Source organism: Pseudoalteromonas rubra (assembly GCF_001482385.1).
In the GTDB taxonomy this organism is placed as follows: Bacteria; Pseudomonadota; Gammaproteobacteria; order Enterobacterales; family Alteromonadaceae; genus Pseudoalteromonas; species Pseudoalteromonas ardens.
In genome coordinates this window covers 284,227-304,017 of the sequence record NZ_CP013612.1, presented here as the reverse complement: position 1 = coordinate 304,017, position 19,791 = coordinate 284,227, and the positions used below count along the sequence as shown (strand labels likewise).

General features: G+C 47.6%; 14 protein-coding genes and 2 pseudogenes. 8 read left to right on the top strand and 8 right to left on the bottom strand.

Going from position 1 to position 19,791, the window contains the following annotated elements; all coding sequences use genetic code 11:
* The first annotated feature begins 206 nt into the window (after positions 1-206).
* Positions 207-1,055 (top strand): EamA family transporter, encoded by an 849-nt coding sequence (locus AT705_RS20705; RefSeq protein ID WP_058798267.1) that lies wholly within the window; start codon positions 207-209, stop codon positions 1,053-1,055.
* A 2-nt stretch (positions 1,056-1,057) separates the two neighbouring features.
* Here the strand turns inward: AT705_RS20705 and AT705_RS20700 are convergent, their stop codons facing one another.
* Positions 1,058-3,508 carry an alpha/beta hydrolase family protein gene (locus AT705_RS20700; RefSeq protein WP_157576939.1) on the bottom strand — a complete coding sequence of 817 codons (2,451 nt, stop codon included), beginning with the start codon at positions 3,506-3,508 and terminating at the stop codon, positions 1,058-1,060.
* A gap of 325 nt (positions 3,509-3,833) precedes the next feature.
* On the opposite strand from AT705_RS20700, the pseudogene AT705_RS20695 reads away from it, so the two are divergent.
* The 4 genes and pseudogenes from AT705_RS20695 to AT705_RS20680 all read left to right on the top strand — a co-directional run.
* Positions 3,834-4,781: pseudogene (locus AT705_RS20695) on the top strand (LacI family DNA-binding transcriptional regulator); the annotation flags it as partial.
* A gap of 66 nt (positions 4,782-4,847) precedes the next feature.
* Positions 4,848-6,083, top strand: a complete 1,236-nt coding sequence (locus AT705_RS20690) for a glycosyltransferase (protein WP_058798264.1) — start codon at positions 4,848-4,850, stop codon at positions 6,081-6,083.
* 135 nt (positions 6,084-6,218) lie between these two features.
* Positions 6,219-7,445 carry a threonine/serine ThrE exporter family protein gene (locus tag AT705_RS20685; protein WP_082669099.1) on the top strand — a complete coding sequence of 409 codons (1,227 nt, stop codon included), beginning with the start codon at positions 6,219-6,221 and terminating at the stop codon, positions 7,443-7,445.
* A gap of 141 nt (positions 7,446-7,586) precedes the next feature.
* Positions 7,587-8,219, top strand: a complete 633-nt coding sequence (locus AT705_RS20680) for a hypothetical protein (RefSeq protein ID WP_058798263.1) — start codon at positions 7,587-7,589, stop codon at positions 8,217-8,219.
* 216 nt (positions 8,220-8,435) lie between these two features.
* On the opposite strand, the gene AT705_RS20675 is transcribed toward AT705_RS20680, so the two are convergent.
* Positions 8,436-8,912 (bottom strand): methyltransferase family protein, encoded by a 477-nt coding sequence (locus AT705_RS20675; RefSeq protein ID WP_058798262.1) that lies wholly within the window; start codon positions 8,910-8,912, stop codon positions 8,436-8,438.
* A 184-nt stretch (positions 8,913-9,096) separates the two neighbouring features.
* On the opposite strand from AT705_RS20675, the gene AT705_RS20670 reads away from it, so the two are divergent.
* Both AT705_RS20670 and AT705_RS20665 read left to right on the top strand, forming a co-directional pair.
* On the top strand, positions 9,097-11,160 hold the full coding sequence (locus AT705_RS20670; protein ID WP_058798261.1) for an alpha/beta hydrolase family protein: 2,064 nt from the start codon (positions 9,097-9,099) through the stop codon (positions 11,158-11,160).
* Positions 11,161-11,451: 291 nt separating this feature from the next.
* On the top strand, positions 11,452-12,138 hold the full coding sequence (locus AT705_RS20665) for a LipL32 family surface lipoprotein (RefSeq protein WP_058798260.1): 687 nt from the start codon (positions 11,452-11,454) through the stop codon (positions 12,136-12,138).
* Between the two features lie 99 nt (positions 12,139-12,237).
* Here AT705_RS20665 and AT705_RS20660 read toward each other — a convergent pair whose 3' ends face one another.
* The 5 genes and pseudogenes from AT705_RS20660 to AT705_RS20635 form a co-directional block, all read right to left on the bottom strand.
* Positions 12,238-12,495: a hypothetical protein gene (locus AT705_RS20660; protein WP_058798259.1), complete on the bottom strand. Its 258-nt coding sequence runs from the start codon at positions 12,493-12,495 to the stop codon at positions 12,238-12,240.
* Positions 12,492-13,459: pseudogene (locus AT705_RS25790) on the bottom strand (sterol desaturase family protein). The gene AT705_RS20660 and the pseudogene AT705_RS25790 overlap by 4 nt, the downstream one beginning before the upstream one ends.
* A gap of 123 nt (positions 13,460-13,582) precedes the next feature.
* Positions 13,583-14,791 carry a multidrug effflux MFS transporter gene (locus tag AT705_RS20645; RefSeq protein WP_058798256.1) on the bottom strand — a complete coding sequence of 403 codons (1,209 nt, stop codon included), beginning with the start codon at positions 14,789-14,791 and terminating at the stop codon, positions 13,583-13,585.
* A gap of 89 nt (positions 14,792-14,880) precedes the next feature.
* A complete protein-coding gene (gene codB / locus AT705_RS20640; protein ID WP_058798911.1) occupies positions 14,881-16,092 on the bottom strand; it encodes a cytosine permease in 1,212 nt (403 codons plus the stop codon).
* Positions 16,093-16,176: 84 nt separating this feature from the next.
* A complete protein-coding gene (locus AT705_RS20635; protein ID WP_058798255.1) occupies positions 16,177-16,635 on the bottom strand; it encodes a DUF4920 domain-containing protein in 459 nt (152 codons plus the stop codon).
* Positions 16,636-16,863: 228 nt separating this feature from the next.
* Here AT705_RS20635 and AT705_RS20630 point away from each other — a divergent pair, with 228 nt between their 5' ends.
* Complete coding sequence (locus AT705_RS20630; protein ID WP_058798254.1) at positions 16,864-17,382, top strand: hypothetical protein; 519 nt, start codon at positions 16,864-16,866, stop codon at positions 17,380-17,382.
* A gap of 297 nt (positions 17,383-17,679) precedes the next feature.
* Here the strand turns inward: AT705_RS20630 and AT705_RS25595 are convergent, their stop codons facing one another.
* Entirely contained in the window at positions 17,680-19,689 is a 2,010-nt protein-coding gene (locus AT705_RS25595; protein ID WP_058798253.1) for a hypothetical protein, read from the bottom strand.
* Positions 19,690-19,791: the final 102 nt, after the last annotated feature.

Sequence of the window (19,791 nt, the reverse complement as noted above, 5' to 3'; positions counted from 1 at the left end):
AATATCCGGGCACAAAAATACGAGGATCTTAAACTAAAATGAACACACCATTTATAAGAAAAAAATACAACTTGGTAATGATTTTTAAATTAAAGTCACCTCGATTTATTCAAAATCGGAAATTACGGAATAATGTATACAAAACTATTGAGCAGTACCATTTTGATAAGTAGACTGGCGGCCTTTATTTATAGCGAGATTTCTCGATGCATGTTTTAAACAAAAGCTTTCTGTATGCCATCGCGTGCTTGTTACTGGCTATGGTTACCATTCAGTCTGGTGCTTCAATTGCCAAACAGCTATTTCCTCATGTCGGGCCAGAGGGCACGACGGCTTATCGCCTGGGATTTTCGGCACTGATATTATGTTTGGTCTTTCGGCCCTGGCGGCATTTGCCCAAAAACTGGCGTCCAGTGATTTTATATGGACTAAGCCTGGGTATTATGAATCTGACATTTTATTATGCGATAGAACGCATCCCGCTTGGCATTGGTGTCGCACTGGAGTTTACCGGACCACTTGCGGTGGCATTATTCTCATCCCGACGTAAACGAGATTACCTCTGGGTAGCACTGGCGCTTGCAGGCATATTGCTGTTACTGCCGCAGATGGGCGAAGTAGATGGCCTGGACCCGATCGGCGTATTGCTTGCACTCACCGCCGGCGCGTGTTGGGCAGGTTATATTCTGTTTGGCAAGAAAAGTGGTGGTCACGGGAGTGGCGGTGCGACAGTCGCAATCGGTATGAGTGTTGCGGCATTTGCCGTTGTACCCGTTGGGGTCGTATCACAGGGAATGGCATTGCTTGATTGGTCTTTGATCCCTCTTGGTATTGCGATTGGATTATTATCAAGTGCCTTGCCCTACAGCCTTGAAATGGTTGCGTTAAAGAAAATGCCAGCCCAGGGCTTTAGTATTATGATGAGTATGGAGCCGGCCATCGCAGCGCTGGCTGGCTTAGTGATCTTAGGAGAACTACTAAGTACCTGGCAGTGGCTGGCGATCTTTATGGTGATCGCCGCTTCATTAGGTAGCTCGTTGTCCGCCAAACAATAGAATTACATCGGCCAGGGCGTGACAGACTCGGGCGCCAGCTCAAATCGCAACGCCTCTGGCACCTGGTTGATTTCTTCAATCAACGGCAATGGATCAAAATGGCGTTGCAGCCAACTTTGCTGCTCCCACAACATGTGTAACACATCCTGTCGGTTTGTGTAGTCATGATCTGTCTCTGGCAACAACACCAGGCGCGCGCGTTTACCCAAGTCATTCAATGCGCTGAATAAGCGCTCGCTTTGCACTGGAAAGCGACCAGGCTGACGATCCTGATAGCCATGGATAAGAAGCAACGACGCCGTAATTTTGTCCGCATACGCAATGGGTGACGCGGCCAGATAAGCTTGAGGATCTCGCCATAAAGTGCCCGTTTGTTGTTCATAGGCAAAAGGCGCCAGTGTAAAATTATAAGTGCCACTGCGTGCCATACCGGTAACAAATAAATCCGTATGAGCCAGCAAATCAACGACCACAGTTGCTCCCGCACCCTGCCCGCCAATTGCTACTTTACTGACATCTGCAATCCCCTGTTGTGCTAACACCGCAACCGCAGCCTGAGCAGTAGACTGCCATTGCTGCCTTAACTGCGCCGCATTCTGCTCACCTGGCAAAGTGAACCCGTCAATTTCAAATACCGCATAACCTTGTGAGAGATGGGGCAAAGGACCAAGATGATCCAGAGGCACAAAATAATGAGGGGAGCTAAATGCTTGTTTTGTCTGCTCCGGCGACTTTACCCACATCAAGACTGGTACCCGGCCCAGACTGGGATCATAGTTTGTATTCAAATAGAGCGTACCGGTTATTTGTGTGCCATCCCCACGAGCAAAACTCAGCACCTCACGGGACAAACCGCGTAACGCAGGGTACGGATGTCTGAAATGTGTGATCTGCTCCTGAGAATTAAATGTCCGATCATGCACAAAGTAATTTGGCTGATCCTGTTTAGATTGCCTCAACGTGATGAAGCGCATGCCTTCATCATCCAGTAACGCCACAAACTGCTCAAAAGAAGGGGCCTCAGATTGCCAGATCCGGGTTCGCGTATTGGCTCTGGCATCAAACCGGTCGAGAAAGGGTAACTCCTCGCCCTGCACTCTTTCTGTTCCCTGAATAAACAAATATCTGCTGCCCACAACTTTCAAAACCGGGGCACCCAAATCGTTGCGGGTCATCAGCCACTGCTCAGACTGCGCATCAGCGACTTTATATCTCGCGACCTCCAGGGGATTGCGTTGCGGTGCCAGTGGGTTGATCACAGAAGTCCGCCAGAAACGCTCGCTTTCTGCCTGAGTGAGTATGGCAATATTAGAATCGCCCCAGTTCAGAGACACCAAAGGCTCCTGAAGTGCCATAAACAATCGAGGGGCGCGCTTAAATGGCGACGAGATATGGTACAGACCATACGCGTTCTCAGCATCACCTTCTTGCGCCCAGACAACAGTTGCTCCCTTGTCTGCACGCCACTGGAAATGACTACGCATTGGAGCAGCCGGAGGTGTTGAAATAGCCGCCAGAACATTTTGTTCTTCACTTAGCGATTCGGGAGGCATTACCGGTCGGTACAATTCATACAAGGCAAACCCAGTCATTCCCCAAACCTGCCAGACACTCGGGTGATTCGCCAGCGAGCGTTGTAGCGATTGTGACTGCTGTGGCGCTTCGAGTAAAGACATAGCCACCAGCAGATTAGTTGCATCCGGTGAAGGGGTAAAATGGTGGAAATAAGCTGGGCCACCAATGGCTACGGGCCGACCTTGCAAAGGCACTTTAATTAGCTGCCCCTGAGCATAATGCGCGAATACTTCTGTAGAGAGGTTTTTTGTGGTGTCAGTCACGACACTGAGTGCACCATGCGATTGCGCGACAACCGGTCCGCTCAGCCGAGATTGAAGAACAGTTTGTTGTCGTTTTCCTGTATGGTTTATAGCACTATTGACCACCAGTCCGGAGCTGTCAGGCAGCCAATGATAAGGGACTTCCGTGGTCACGCCATTGAGTGGAAAACGAGACACAGCGCGTAGTTCTCGCTGCTTGATGTCATAGACCCATAAACGGCCATCCTGCTCGGTGCGCAAGATAAAGGCCAGATAGCGACCATCTGCACTCCACCGTGGAGCAAATACTTCACCAGGTGGCAAGTTTTCTACTTTTACTTCGGCACCCGTCGCAACATGTTTAAAGCTCAGACCTGAATAGGTCACCACGCCCAACCGCATAAAGGTAGTGGGATCGAAGTGTAAATCGCCGTAACGCAGACCTGCTTCATCTGGCCGTTGCACGCTTTTTTGCTTGGTTAGTAGCGCCATCCAGACATGTTGTTCATTGAGCAACACCTCTGGCATTGGCGGCACGCCTACCAGTTGCGCAATTTCTTCTCTTGGCACCTGATAACCATCAGATGCCGCCAGCGCAGCATTAATCCACAAACAACAAGCTAAAAAAAACAGCAAAGCCGGGCTCTTTTTCACCACTTTTCTACCCTTGAATTCTTATCTCAACCTCTCATGATATAACGAAATTACCTAAATGTGCACTAGTTTGATAACAATCCGGTCAATTCTCAGGCTAACCCGGAGCACAAAGATTTTCGTCGCTATAACTACAAAAATATCTGATACTTAGTTGTTCTGAATGAGATTTTTTTAATATCGTTAGCGATCAATTAAAGCCTTCAGATTGGTTATGCACTAATGTTAGTGGTATAACGTGCATCTAGGCGCGAAGTTACGGTAAACTAAGGGTTCGTCAACCGTTTGAGCAGCTATTCAGGCCATTATGAACAACAATAAAAAGCCAGACAAAGTAACCATCTTCGATGTTGCCAGAGAAGCGCAAGTATCAAAATCAACCGTTTCTCTGGTCCTTACCCATTCCGACAAAGTCAGCGACAAAAGCCGGGAAAAGGTACTCGCTGCCATAGAAAAATTAGGCTACGTCTATAACCGTGATGCCGCAGCACTTCGTAGTAAGCGCTCCAACCTGGTCGCCTTGGTGATCAACGACCTGACTAACCCTTATTCCGCACAGCTGGCGGTAGGCCTTGAAAAACACATTTATGCACTGGGTATGGTGCCTATGCTGGTGAATACCAGTGAAGATTTGACGCGTCAGCAACAAGTCGTCAATACGCTCAAAGAGTACAATGTCAGTGCGTTTGTCATGGTGCCGGCACCGGGCACAACCATGGAGTGGGTCAATAAACTCGTCGATTCTGGTTTCCCTGTTATCAATATTATGCGGGAGATCCCTTACAGTAACGCCCCCTGTATTCTGCCCGACAATCAAAAAGGCACACACCTGGCCACCATGCATTTACTCGAACAGGGGATTGAGCGCCTGGCCTTTGTCGGTGGTACACCCGAGATTTCGGATTACCATGAACGTTTAGCTGGCTTTCGCAGCGCACTCACGCTACGCAAAGTACCCGAGCCCATGCCTGAAATTACCGCTCAGACCAACCGCCAGGGAGGTCGCGAAGCATTTAATACTCTGTATTCGCAATCCCCGGATACTCAGGCCATCGTCTGTTTTAGTGACGTCATTGCTTATGGTGCAATGGAAGCAATGCGAGAGCACGGGCTCACTCCAGGCAAAGATATCAAAGTGGTTGGTTTTGATGATTTGGCCGATTCCAGATTAATGAAACCCGCTTTGTCATCCGTGCGAATTGATGCTGATGATATCGGTAAACGCACCTGCCAGGCACTGGCAGAAATTATGAATTAATCGCAACCTGCGGTACGGACCCTAGTGGATGTATCGCTGCAACTCAGAGAATCTTCCATTTAAATGACACAAGTTTTAGTAATAGGTTATGTCTGGCCGGAGCCGAATTCGTCAGCCGCCGGCAGTCATATGATGTCCTTACTGCGCTTTTTCCGCGCGCAGAACTGGCAAGTTGAATTTGCCAGCCCGGCCCAGCAAACAGAGCATATGGCCGATTTAAGCCAGGAACAGATCACCTGTACCCCCATCGCCCTCAATTGCAGTAGTTTTGACGACTATATCGCGCAACTTAAGCCTGATATCGTGATGTTTGACCGTTTTATGATGGAAGAACAGTTTGGCTGGCGGGTCGATAAATTTGCACCCGATGCGCTTAAAATCCTCGACACCGAGGACCTGCAATGTCTTCGCAACGCACGTCATGCGGCACATCGCACTCAGCAAGCGTTCACCCTGGACAGCCTGCTCGACAGTGAGCTGGCTAAGCGTGAGATCGCCGCAATTTTGCGTTGCGATTTATCGCTGATCATTTCTGATTTTGAGCACCAATTGCTCACTACTCAGTTTGGCGTATCCTCCGACCTATTGCACCACTTACCATTTATGGTCGACTTGAGCGCACTCGATAATACAACGCCAGACTTTCAAACCCGCAAGCACTTTATGACCATAGGTAATTTTCGCCACGCCCCGAACTGGGATGCGGTACTTTACCTGCAGAAAATTTGGCCGATGATCCATAAACAACTGCCAGATGCAGAGCTACACATTTATGGCTCCTACCCGCCACCCAAGGCAACCGCATTACACAATCCTAAAACCGGCTTTTTGATCAAAGGGTGGGCAAAAGATGCACTGAGCGTAATGGCACAAAGTAAAGTGTGCCTTGCCCCACTGCGTTTTGGGGCCGGAATCAAAGGTAAATTGCTCGAAGCGATGATCACACAGACACCTTGCGTGACCACCGAGATTGGCTCAGAGGGCATGCATGGCGACCTGCCCTGGCACGGTGCGATAAGCAACTGCCCACAAACCTTTGCTGCCGAAGCGGTGGCCTTATACCGGGATGAAGCACGCTATCTGCAGGCGCAACAAAACGGACTGGCCCTGCTACAGGCGCGTTATGATAAGCAACCTTTAGAGTCTCAACTAAAACAAAAGATTACCAATCTACTGACCAATTTGGGCCCACACAGGCGGGCAAACTTCATCGGCAGTATGCTGAAACACCACACGCTTCGCAGTACCCAATATATGTCCCAATGGATTGAAGCAAAAAATGCAAATAAAATGCGTTGAATTTACGTGAGAAGTGGTTAGAATTCGCGGCAACTTAGGTTATTGCCTAAACTGGGTAGGGAGGCGAAACAAGCTGTTAGCTTCCTTACTCACTAAGTCGCTGTCGATTTTTACTTATAATTAGGTTACACGCCGTTGAACTCAGCCACCTTTACACAAAAGCGTAAGTTTATTGTTAAATTAGGCAAAATGCTTCATCAATACGGAACCCCGGCTTATCGCCTGGAAGCCCACCTGATGGAAGTTGCCACCCACCTGGGGCTTAAGTCGTCCTTTGTTATGTCTCCAACGTCCGTCACTTTTGTGATCTGGACTGAAGGACACGAGGATGAGTACACCCATGTTGCCCGCGTAGAACCCGGTGACCACAACCTTGGTTCACTGGCCGACACAGATGATGTTGTGAATCGAATGCTGGCAGGCGAGCTCAGTGTCGAGCAAGCCGATCAGAATCTGGATGCCATAACTCAGGCAAAAGATCCCTATGGACGGCTACTTACGGGTGTCGCGTTTGCGGTGTCAGGAGGTGCCTTTGCAATGCTAATGGGCACTAGCTGGAATGATGTGCTTTGGTCTGCGGTGTTGTCGATTCTGGTCTTTATCTTCGTCCTCTGGTCAACTCGCTCAAAGCGCGTAACACACATGCTGGAGCCCGTGGTGGCAATCGCTTCTGCGCTGGCTGCCTGTGCGATTTCGTCGTATCTGGACCCTATGGTTAATATCCGACTGGTCGTACTTTCGGCGATAATTGTATTTATACCCGGCCTGGCACTGGCTCTTGGCTTTGCTGAGCTATCAGCACGCCACTTGGTATCAGGGACAGCTCGGGTCATGGATGCCATTATGTTGCTGTTTAAGCTGTACTTTGGTGCGTTTTTAGGTATCAGTATTGGCTTCTTCCTGTTTGGACAGAGCGATTATGTTCAGCCTGCCCCGCTCCCGAAATGGACAGCCTGGATGGCAATATTGCTGCTGTGTAGCAGCCTGATTGTGATTTTCCGCACTAAGCTGAAACACGCCAGCTGGTCAATTGCGTCGGGTTTTATTGCCTATGCAGCCAGCATAGGCTCAGCTATCTACCTCGACTATTCACTGGGGACTTTTGTCGGCGCATTTGCCGTAGGTGTGTTCAGTAATGTGTTTAACCGTACCGTCAACGCACCCGCCTCGATTGTCGCGATGCAGGGGTTGATTGTGCTGGTACCCGGGTCAAAAACCTATATTGGTTTAAACTCGCTAATTGAAGGGCAGAACTTTGTGGCAGCCGATCACATCGGCCAGCAGACCTTTTTGATCTTCATGTCTTTGATTGCCGGCCTTATCTTTGCCAACGTAGCATTGCCACCTAAGAAAAGCCTGTAAATCGTGTTTGGCAACACCTAAGCAGTCGGGGTGTTGCCAAATGACTTCATTGCCTGTAGTTGCGGCTACTCAATCTCTCCTTTGCTTCAAACGCATTTTGGGTGACAATCAAAGTCACACTCTGGTGCAAAGGAGCTCACCATGAACGACCACACAGAACAAAAACTGGCAGCCTACCGGCTGGTGCTTGAATACATCAAAGTCTTTTTATGGCCCGCTATATTGATCCTGGCCTTCGCTGTCTATGGCGATAAGCTATTCAAAATCATCGAGCAACGAGAGGTAGATGCGTTTGGATTAAAGCTGGGTAAGCAAATTGAAGATATCAGCAGCAACTACGAGGCACAGATAGCACAGCTCAAAAAAGACATTGAGGCCAGCCAGGAACCGGCAACACTCCTAAAAAAAGTAGACGGTATCCAGGTTAACCTGGCCAAGCAACTGTCCAGCGTAAAACAGACCGTATTACTGACAGAGACGCCGACTGTACCGAACAGAAAAGCACAGGTCGACCAATATGAGCGGGCTGGATTTAACGCTATCCTGGCACGAGATGTTTCCGAAGCCCTCTCACAATTTAGCGCAGCTCAGGCCATTTGGCCCGATTATCATAATGTGTCCGAAATAAAGCGCTTACTCAGCAAACAGAAAAATCAATTACAGGATAGCCAAAACACCGCCTGGCAAGCTGTGTTTGATACCGTTTTGACGCAGTACTCCTGGGGAATGCCAGATGATATCAGAGTGCAATTCAGGCAAGTCGCAACAAAGTAGTCATACCAATTTGCTTAATTAAGTGTTCTATTTTGAGGCAAGAAAATAGGGTCGATAACACCGCTCCCGCGTCCAGCTATCGCTGAGGCACCTACGTCCATATAGGCGAGGCAAAAATTTTGCTGTTTAGTCGTACTAAATGAGAAATTTTTAACGCCATTAGCACCCTATTTGCTCCTTCCAATTGAACAGGTATTAAGTGAATTTGGTATCATGCTAGAGCCAGCGCCGGGTTGTGGCCAGAAAGTCTCTGTATGCTTGTCCATAGCAGTTATGCAAGAAGCGCTCTTCAGGTTTAATTTGAAAACGGGTTAGATAACCAATAAAACTCAATGCTGCAAGCCCCCCCACTGGCGCAGCGAGATACCAGTTAAATGCCAATAGTAAGCACAGGAAGCCCACATACATGGGGTTTCGGGTAATGCGATATATGCCGCTGGTCACCAGAGTTGAGGCTTTATCGATATGCACCGGATCGACGCTGGTTTTGTGGCGGCGAAATGCAATCACGCCAGCCAATGCGACTCCCACGCCAACAGAACTCAGTAAAAAAGCCCCACAAAGCCTTATCACCTCACTCAACTCCACACGATCGAATAGCTGTGCCAGCCCCCAACTAAGGATCAGATGCAACAAGAGTACGACTATAGGCGGGATCCGGGTATCTAACGGGTGAATCTTGGTATCTGACATGCTGGTCTCGCACTCCTTATCAGCAAAATGTGTCACTTGATTGATATACCGCAATTATTTATCCCATAAAGCAGACAGTTAATCGCAAACACTGGTTTTCAGTCAGCGCTAAAGTAAAATATTACTCACTAGCACTACACTTCGCGGTCTAGTTTATAAGAAAGCGTAATCCCAGAGAACATTTATGAAACTAATTAAAACCTCGCTCGCGCTTGCCATTGGCCTTGCCAGTGCCAGCACCTTTGCCTCATCGGCAAATGACACAATCACAGTTGAAGATATTCCTACAATTCAACGCGTTATCCAAACAGCCGTTAGCCCTGATGGGGAGTCAGTTGCATTTCGTCGCTCTGTCCCCCGTGAGCTGTATGTAGACCGCAACGGTAAGAACTACAGCGAGCTGTATGTTGTTGATGACGAAGGTAATGAAGTACCTTTCGTCACAGGTAAAATCAACGTAGGTAAAATTGAATGGTCAGCAGATGGTAAATTCATTTACTTTACGGCCAAGAAAAAAGCAGACAAATTCACCTCACTTTACCGCATTGCAGTAGATGGTGGTGAGGCACAAAAAGTACTGTCTCTGAAAGGCACCTCTATCAGCAAGTATCGCCTGAGCCCCAACGGTAAGCAGGTCGCTATTCTGGCTATGCCTGCCAAAGATGCAAGCGAGAAAGAGCTTAAAAAGCTTGGCTTTATGGCTGAAGTGTATGAGCTTGGCCTGAAAAACAAGCAGCTGCATTTGTTCGACCTGGCACAGACAAATAAACCCCTGACTCCTGCCGTGGTCCCTGTTGAGGGTTACGTGAGTGACATCAACTGGTCTGATGATACCAGCAAATTATTGGTGAAGACACAACCGACTGCCCTGATCGACGATCAATACATGAAGTCTCAGTGGCATGTAATGGACGTAGCGACACAGAAGATCACCACTTCATTCAAAACCGAAGGTAAGCTGGGTGAAGCTGAATTCTCACATGATGGTAAGTACATTGCCATTTTAGGCGCGGAAGACAAGCACGATCCAGCCAAAGGCCGTTTGTATCTGGCCAATGCCAAAACCGGTAAAGTGGAAGAGTGGATCCCGAATTTTATGGGCCATTTCAAAGATTTTGAATGGTCAAACCGCAAAAATGTTCTGAACTTTATTGCTGATGTCGGCGCTGAAACCTTCATCGCGCAAGTGAAAGTTGGTTCAAGCAAGTACAAAAAGCTGGTTAAAGAAGGCAAGTTTATCGCTCAAAGCCTGTCCGTATCAGACTCAGATAAAACAATTGGCGTACGTGCAGAGAGCCCAAAACACCCAAGTGAAGTGTTTATGGTTCGTTCTAAAAAGCCAACCCGTTTAACCAACTCAAACCCCTGGTTAGACAACAAACGCCTGGCAAAACAAGAAGCAATTAATTTCAAAGCCCGTGACGGTGTGGAAATTGGCGGTGTGCTTATCTACCCACTGGATTACCAGGAAGGCAAACGTTATCCCCTCATCATGGCGGTGCACGGTGGTCCGGAAAGCCATGACAGAAACGGCTGGCTGACCAGCTACTCAGATCCGGGTCAAATGGGTGCAGCACGTGGCTATGCGGTGTTCTACCCGAACTACCGCGGCTCAACAGGTAAAGGCGTTGACTACTCTAAACTGGGTCAGGGCGACTATGCCGGCAAAGAGTTTGACGATCTGGTCGACATGAAAGAGTACCTGGTTAACATGGGCCTAGTTGACACCAAGCGTGTTGGTATCACAGGTGGCTCTTACGGTGGTTACGCTTCAGCCTGGGGCGCAACTAAACTGACCGAGCACTTTGCAGCCAGTGTGATGTTTGTAGGTGTAACCAACCAGCTGTCTAAATTTGGTACGACCGACATCTCAAACGAAATGTTCCTGGTACATGCCCGCTCTTACCCGTGGCAGAAATGGCAGTGGTACCTTGAACGCAGCCCGATTTACTGGGCTGGCCAGTCGAAAACACCACTGTTGATCATGCATGGTAAAGACGACCCGCGCGTCCACCCTGCTCAGTCTATGGAACTGTACCGCTACATGAAGGTACAAGACAAAGACGTACGTCTGGTTTACTACCCTGGTGAAGGCCATGGTAACCGCAAGGTCGCCGCTCAGTATGACTACAGCCTGCGCTTAATGCGCTGGATGGACAACTACCTGATCCACGGCAACAAAGACATGCCAGCGTATGAAATTGACCACGCCGCAAAATTAAAAGCGGTGAAAGAGCAAAACAAGTAAACATTTTTTTACTATCAAAAAACACAAAAGGCTTGCCACTCTGGCAAGCCTTTCAAGCAAAATCGACTCTCATAAACGCAGCACTCTGCATTTTAGATATCATTGGATTAACAATGAAGAGCGACTGCCTTAAACAGTCAGCTACCGCTACACCTCATTTTATAGTCCGCAAAATTAATAATAATCGAGTGACACTGACTTCATGATAAATGTGTAAAAAACTGTTTTATTTTCCGCAGTACACGCCTATAATTCGAACGAATTTAAAAATGGTGACATGGAGTCAACAAAATGAAAATGAAGTTATCCGGAAAGATCCTCCCTCTAATTGCGCTAACCACTCTTGCAGGCTGTATGAGCACTGGTCCACATTTAAAGAGCTCTGTCTCTGAGGGTGTAGCTGGTATAGAAGCGCGTCTGCCTTACGCCAATTACAGTAACTACTTCGGTTACGTTGATAAGTCGGTAGTACCAGAAGGCAAGTACAAAGGTAAAGATACATATTACCTGTACGTCTGGGTCCCTGCGGCAGTCGATGAAATTGGTGTTTCTATGATTTCACCTGCAGTCGCTACACCAGGTGACAACGACTTTGTTCACGCAAACTTTAAACCAGGTATGGCGAAGGATGCCAATAAGTTTTTCGACACTTATATCGTACTGGATCGCATGAACATCATAGACAGCAACGGCATCTCTGATGGTGGTAAAGTGTTACAAAACCTGGGCCGTAATGACGACAGTAGTGAGCTACCAGCTAACCCAAGTGGCGCAAGCTACAATTCTTTGCTGCGTAAAACAACCTCTATGAATAACCCAACTGAAGCACTGGTCCGTGGTGTCTATCGTATTGGATTTACCTCGTTCCGCTCTTCTGTTGAAGGCTCGTTTGAAGCAACAATCGGTACTAATGTTCCGGGCGTAAAGATTGCCGCTTCTCTGTCCGAGCTGGATGCACTGGTAAACAAAAAGCTGTAATCCAGCTCCATCCCTAGCCAATTAAGTCATGCCAGCCGCTGCTTCGTTTTGTCAGGGCTGGCATTTTAATTTATCACTCGTACTACTTTATCTTTATGCTCAGGCCTGACATTTACTCAGACCGAACCAGCTGTCGACCTGCCGTAAAATCGCTGAGCAGCCTCCCTGCTTAACCAGCGAACTTCCGGCAGCCCGGTTACCATTTGCACGGGAACGGCCTGAACTGAAGTTTTCGACCCCATAATTTTCAACCACATTTTGCTTACTTACAAAACTGTCTGTACTGCGTTCAATTTTACCACTTAACATCAAGCCGAACGCCGCGACAACGGCAGTGCCTAGCACTATTTTTTTCATCTTTCCTCCTGTTTAATCATGTTGTTACCAAAGAAAAAGGCGTGAGTACTCTGCTGCGTTCGGTTGTGTTGTGACAATCCAAACAACACCGGCTCCGCACTGTCTGGCAGGTATAAGGTACCAAACATCCAATCCCAGATGGCCAGATTACTGCCATAGTTTTTGTTGCGATGCGCCGGCTTGCAACTATGATGTACCTGATGCATGGCCGGACTCACGATAAGATAACTAAGCCAGCGTGGAAATCGCAAAAAAGTATGTGAATGGACTAACGTACCGCCAAGCAGTAACACGCTAAACGCAAATAAATTAGTGCCCAGAATCAACATTTCTGATGCATCTTGCCCAAGCGAATAGCTGCATAGCCCAGCCACCAGCATGCTGGCAAAATAGGTGACTAGCAGACGGAATATCGCTTCGAGAGGGTGAGCCGGAAATTGGTAAAAGGCGTAAGATTGGTTGCACTGTGATGGCGGCTGTGAATACGCCATAAATATGGATACTGGTGCAAAATTCTGTGATACCAGTAGTTGAAGAAGTCGAATACCACAAAAGCAATGAGGGTGGTCACGGCCACTGAGGCCTGTGGTGTCACCCTTAACTCACTGGGACCGACAATCGACTCCAGCCATGCAGAGACAAACAGACTGTCGTTTATCACTCCCCCGCTCAGGTACCTGTCTATCAGCAACGCAGCACTGGCTAGGCAAAAAGAATTGACAATCAAAGAAACATAATCGATACGACTGGATTGACTCCACCAGATCCGGGTGGAAAGAAAGGCCCCTTTCAGGGTTTTCCAGTTAACACGCCTGTTTTGTTTGCGCTTTTTGTAATACAAGAACACAATCGCAATCAATAAATTGGTTGCGACAAACACACTCTCGTTAGACAGAATTTCGGCTACAGGGTAGACAAGCAACAGCTCAATAGCCCGAATAAATTCAAATATCAGCTCCGCCATGTATTGCATTATTGTTGTTTTTTTAGCAAAAACATGAGAAAAACGTTACACAAAAAGTATTCACTTGTCCACAACAATCATGTTCAGATGAGCTGAGTCTTGGCTTTGTCTAGCTTCAGTTAGCTAACTTCGGACAGTCCTTTCGTCTTTACATTGACGGGAACGCCCGTATTGCACCAATGCTGTCAGCAAGATAGCCGCAAACATTATTCCCGCAAATGGCAGTGTGTTATCTGCATGCAGGAGCGCAAGCAAGAGCCCCACCAAGGCCCCACTGCCAAAACGTAAAGTGCCGATAACCGCCGTCGCTGTTCCACTGTTTTTTTCAAATTCCAGTAAAACCAGGGCATCCGCATTGGCTGCAACGATCCCCAGGCTCATCATCAATGGCGCAATACTAAACACAATATAATACAAGGATAGGTCAAACAGACTGAATACAAGTAATGCAGTAGCACTCGCAACACCAAGCCCCAGCCCGAGATAGAGCATCTTTCTGGAACCTAACTTAGGCACCAGACGGGTATTTGCAAAGCTCCCCAGCATCAGGGCAACCACATTAAAGGCAAAAAGCACACCAAACAGCTGCTCTGAGACATCAAAATAATCAAGATAGATAAAAGGTGCAGAGGTCAGAAAGCAAAAAAAACCAAACGAGACCAGCATTGAGCTGACAATATCTGGCAATGCCGCACGGTTAGAAAGTACAGTGGCGTAACTGTCAAAAAATAAATGGAGCCCACGTTTATCACTTTTGTAGATGGGCACTTCCACCAGATAGAGATAAGCCAGAACCATCACGACAAGCGCATAACTTGCCAGGGTCAGAAAAATCCATTGCCAACTGGCCAGGCCCAGAATAGCCGACCCCACACTGGGAGCAACCAAAGGCGCCAGCATCATGATCATAGAAACATAAGACATACCTTTGGCTGTATTAGCCTGATAGATATGACGAATAATGCCTGGGACCACAACCGTTGCAGCTGCGCCTGTAAAAGCTTGAGTCGCTCTGAGCCCCCAAAGGTGCGAAATATCACTGCTGAACGCCAACAAAAATGAACTCAGTGCAAACCCGCCCAGTCCAAACAAGGCCAGCTTGCGTCTTCCAAGTTGATCGGCCAGGGGGCCATATACCAGCATGCCAAGCGCATAACCTGCGAGATAGATACTCAGCGAAAGCTGCACGTGCGGCATAGTTGTGCCTAAACTATTTGCAATTACTAGCATTGCTGGTAAATACATATCGATTGCCAGCGGCGTAATTGCCACAATACTGGCAAGCAAGGGGAGTAGAATTCGGGTGTTGAAAGCGCGTGCAGAATCGTCCATGACATTCCAAATACAAAGCTAGGAGGCGTCGATTGTATCAGTTTAAGTATCAATCTGCACCTCGCCCCCTGCCCTATTCAGCGCATTAACTACTTCTCCCAGCGAGAAAAAATGCGATAACTCGCGGCGGCCCCTAACACTGCGTTTAGCGGAACAATCCCAGGCATAAAATGACCTGCCAGGACGCCCAAAGCGACTGCTGCAATAGCGCTCCAACGCACACTTTGCCATTGCATGTGCTCAAATGCGTGATAACGCTCCCTGTTGAAAATATAATCTGCGATCAACACCCCCCCAACTGGGGGGAGCGCGGCAGACAAAAAAGTCAGCCAGCCAACGAAGTGGTTGTATAACCATAATGCGCTAAGCGTACCAATAATGCCGTTGAGCACTGCCAGATTACGACTTGACCAGCCTGTAATATTGGCGAATCCGAGTCCAGATGCATACAGTGCATTATCATTGGTGGTCCAGATATTAAGACCCAACACAACAATTGCGGGCAACAACAGGCCTTGCAACATCAATACCTGAGCGATATCAGACTCACCGGTTGCCGCGCTACCCGCCGCACCAAAAATAAACATCAGACTGTTTCCAAGGAAAAACGCAATCAGCGTTATTAATACAGCACTGGCGGGCTTGCGGGCAAAGCGAACAAAATCAGCAGTTAATGTGCCCGCTGAGATAAACGACCCAACCACCAGAGCAATTGCTGCGCTGATGGGCAGTGGCGTTGTCGGTACAAGCGACTGCAATTGACTGATCCCACCAACATCTTGCACCGCCAACCATACAGAGTACCCTCCGAGCAATGCTATAGCCGGAACAGCAATCACAGACAACGCCATCAACGCTGAAATACCAAAATAAACCGTCGTTGTCATGGCAAGACCTGCCACGATGATCAGCACATTGGTATCTATGCCAGTTGCTTTGTGAACAGGAATTGCAAACATGGCTACCCCAACGCCAAACCAGCCAACCTGCGTGCCGCCCAACAGCAAAGAAGGAAGCCAGGATCCTTTAACACCGAATGAAAATCGCGCGAGTAAATGTGTAGACAGCCCGGTCGATGCCCCTATATAACCGAGCGCAGCAGTGTATAAGCCGAGTAACAAGTTACCAATGAAAACCGCGAGAAAAAAATCGTTAAATGAGAGCCCGGTACCCAGGGTTCCCCCTGTCCACATACTGGCGGAGAAAAACGTCAACCCCAGCATCAACAAGGATAACGCTACGCCGCCTTTTCTGGCTGATTCCGGAACGGGCTTGAGTCCATAATTACTGTCTTCAGTCACTTTGTGGCCTTTTTGATATAACAAACTGATACCTTATTACAGCACACAACAGTGGAAAAATTATGGAGTATATCAGGCTCCGGATCAGAGAATAGTCACCGCACTGGGTTTTAACCTGTATACTGTAATTGGTTTTTTCAAAGCTTTAGAATCAAAGACTTCGCCGTTTTCTTCTGCTTTGTGAGCCAGGTAGCGCCGCGACTTTTCTAACGTCAACTCAAACACCTCAAACCGGCCTGTAGCCAGCGCTGTTTTACCAACCGCCGTCATAGGAAACACCATCTCACCATCACGCACTTTCACCGTGATCTGCTCCCCCTTTTCCACCTTGAGTGTCATCCAGCAGCCGCGCTTTTTACACACTTTCGTCACGACCCCTTTCACCGTGACATCTGTTTGATGATATTGCTGCGCCTGAGTTAACAAACGTGTGGCATCAATAACATTAGCTTTGTCAGCACCACCGGCAAACTCTGTCGGCTGCGCCAGGCCAGGCATGACACATAGCAAAGCAAACAAGCTCAGACCCAGTTTATTTAACATACCATTCTCCAGGTTAGACGTTTTTTGGATATCGTTTTTGAAGATAGTCCAATCATAACAAACCCTCACTAAAAACAAAGCAAAAAACCCCTCAATATACACAAATTAATTACACATGAAAACACCCCAGATGCAACCTGCTTACAATACATTACATACCGTCTTGCATCTTAAAAAAGATGTAATTACCTTGAATGGGTAAACCACACTAACAAAAAGGAAAATAATATGAATAAGATGATTAAATCTTCTCTAGCACTCTCGATTTTGGCAATGCTGAGTACAACGGCCCAGGCTTCAGCTGAGCAATGGCAAGGGTATTACAAAGGTCAGTGTGAAGTGATCTCACCGGCTCGCGGCACGCTTTATCAATTTCCAATGTCACTGGAGATTGGCGCATCAGTCGATAACAAGGCTGACTGGATAGTTACCTACGGAGAAGGCGCACGCAAAAACGTTCGCAACTACAGCTTGCTGACACTCAACGAAAACCTGGGCCATTATGCCATCGATGAAAACAATGGCGTTGTCATTGACCAGTACCTGCTAAACGATGAGTTTTTAAGCCTGTTTGAAGTCGGCAGCACTAAGTTGCAAGTATCCTATAAGCTGGATAGCAACGGGACGATTGACGTTAACATGAATACATTTAGCTTTGATCCAATCCGTGAGTCAAAAGTTGGGCACGTGGTTGTTTCCAATTATCAGGGTAATACCCAGCAAAGATGTAAACTGTTTAAGTGGTAATCACACCAGGCAGTCGGCCTGTTATACCAATTCTCTTAATTAAGTGTTCTATTTTGAGGCGAGAAAACAGGGTCGATAACACCGCTCTCGCGTCCTGCTATCGCTGAGGCACCTACATCCATGTAGGCGAGGCAAAAATTTTGCTATTTAGTTGTTCTAAATGAGAAGTTTTTAACGCTGTTAGCGTCCTATTTGCTACTTCAAATAGACCAAGTATTAAGTGAAATTGGTATTGAACCAGACCAACACATAAAAAGATAAAGCGGGCCCTCACCCGCTTTATCACAGTTTGCCTGATTAGCCACCGCCTCCACCAGTAACGGTACCTTCAACAGTCACCATAACATCCACCTCATCTGTTCGGATACGGTATTGGATACTAGTGATAGTGTTACCATCTGCTGACAAGAATAGATTAATGACCGGACCATCATCGTCTGCGCCGTAATTAATCTGTATACGTTTTTCTTCCTCAAGGTTAGTGCGATCAAATATGGCCATGATATCACCTTGGGCATAACTGACACCTGTGTCAAAATCGATAGCGCCATCTGAGCCAATCACCACAGTGCCGCGTGAATGGCCTTCACCTACAACTCTGTATTCCCCGGCTCGTGCTGTGACTAACTCAAGACCAGCAATTTCGTCACCCCCATCAATAATGAACGAACCAAGTAGCATATTTTCCATGGTAAACAGATTGATTTCATTCAACCCCGATGCGGTCACAGACACTTTGTAGACAAATCCACCATCGTCATCTTTATATACGTATTCGCTGCCTTCCATCATGACATCATCAAGCGACATTTCGTCACCATTATTGGCATCCGGATCTGTATCTATAAACATCATGCCCGAACTGGAGAATGTGAACCGTACTTTTTGCCCATCAGCATAGCTGCTGCCACTGTCCGAAAGCTTAAACACCATATCAAACACCTTACCTTTTAGCACTTCAGGCAACATGACATCATCATCCATATCATCGTCGTCATCGTCTTTTCCGGTCAGCGTCCAGGTGTAGGTCAGGTCTGATGTCACAGTGACCCCCTGAGTGGTAACAGAGTAACGCACAGAAACCACAATCTCGGTATCCGAGCTGCTCACCAGCTCAAACGCCAGATCATTCACCGTCAGCTGTTGCTGAACAAATGAGTCTTCAATCTGTTTTTTAATGGTTTCGAGATCACTGGGATCAGGTGCAGGTACGTTATTAATTGTAATTGCAGGAATTTCAGTAGTAATACCCGCGACAGTTGATGTACCAGTAATGGTTAGCGTATTGCCCTCTCCATCATTACCGTTGTTATCATCATTGTCGTCATTGTCGTCATTGTCGTCATTGTCGTCATCATCATCAGAATCTCCGCCGGAACCAGATGATAACCCACCGGGAACAAAATCCAATTCGAGAGACCCAAGATCCAAACTGGCAAAAATGTCACTCAGCCCTTCCAGAGTCTTTTTAATGTTGTCCAGGGAAAACGTCGCACTCAGGTCGTCGGTTAAACCCACTTGCTGCGCGTACGCCTGAATTGCACTGGTGTACTCACTGATAAAATTACTGGCATTATACAAAGGAGATTCAAAAGCCTGGTCGCCTACCTTGCCATCTATGGTGAGATCTAAAAAATCAGCACGTAATGCATCAACAATCGCCAGCGCTGGTGAACTCGCTGAGCTGCCCATTTGTGCCAGCGCAGCCAAAGAAACCGCATATATACCGGCCTGATCACTACTCGCAGTGACTCCACTGGCTGCATCAATCAGTTGCGGAGGCACTGTGATATCAGTCAGAGCCGGGGCCAACGCCACACGAACCTGTTCATTGACAAGGTTAACGGCTTCAGCACTGGTCGCGCCGGTATTTAAAATTGCCGTAGCGGCAATTTCAGTGAGTGTCGTCACGCCCACTTCAGACTTAAAAGAACTCAGCACAGCGCGAAGCGTTGTATCGGCGCCAAGAGCCAGAAAAACGCCTTTGGCTTCATCGAAGTACTCAGCGTCACCTCCTCCCAATACCTCAACAATAAACGGCTCGGTAATGGCAGAAGCCAATGTGATGGTAGCAACACCTGTCTCTCCGGTATTGCCCGTGGCCCCTTCAATGGGCGTGTTAGTGGCGAGTAAAATGAGCCTGACATTTGCATTTTTGGTTAATCCCAATGCCGGGCTCACTTTGATTTCAGTGGTTTGTGCAGTTTGATCTGGCGTGTTGTTATTGTCGTCATCATCTCCCAGGCAGGAGGCAAGTATGAAAACAGACAATATGACAAGCCAGTTGCGCAGCTTGTATATCTTCATGGTAGTTCCTGGTTTAGACGGTTACTGATAGTTGCTCTGGCACAGAAAGGATTGGCTCCCTCACCACGCCACAGCAACAACAGTTTAGTTTAACGAAATAGT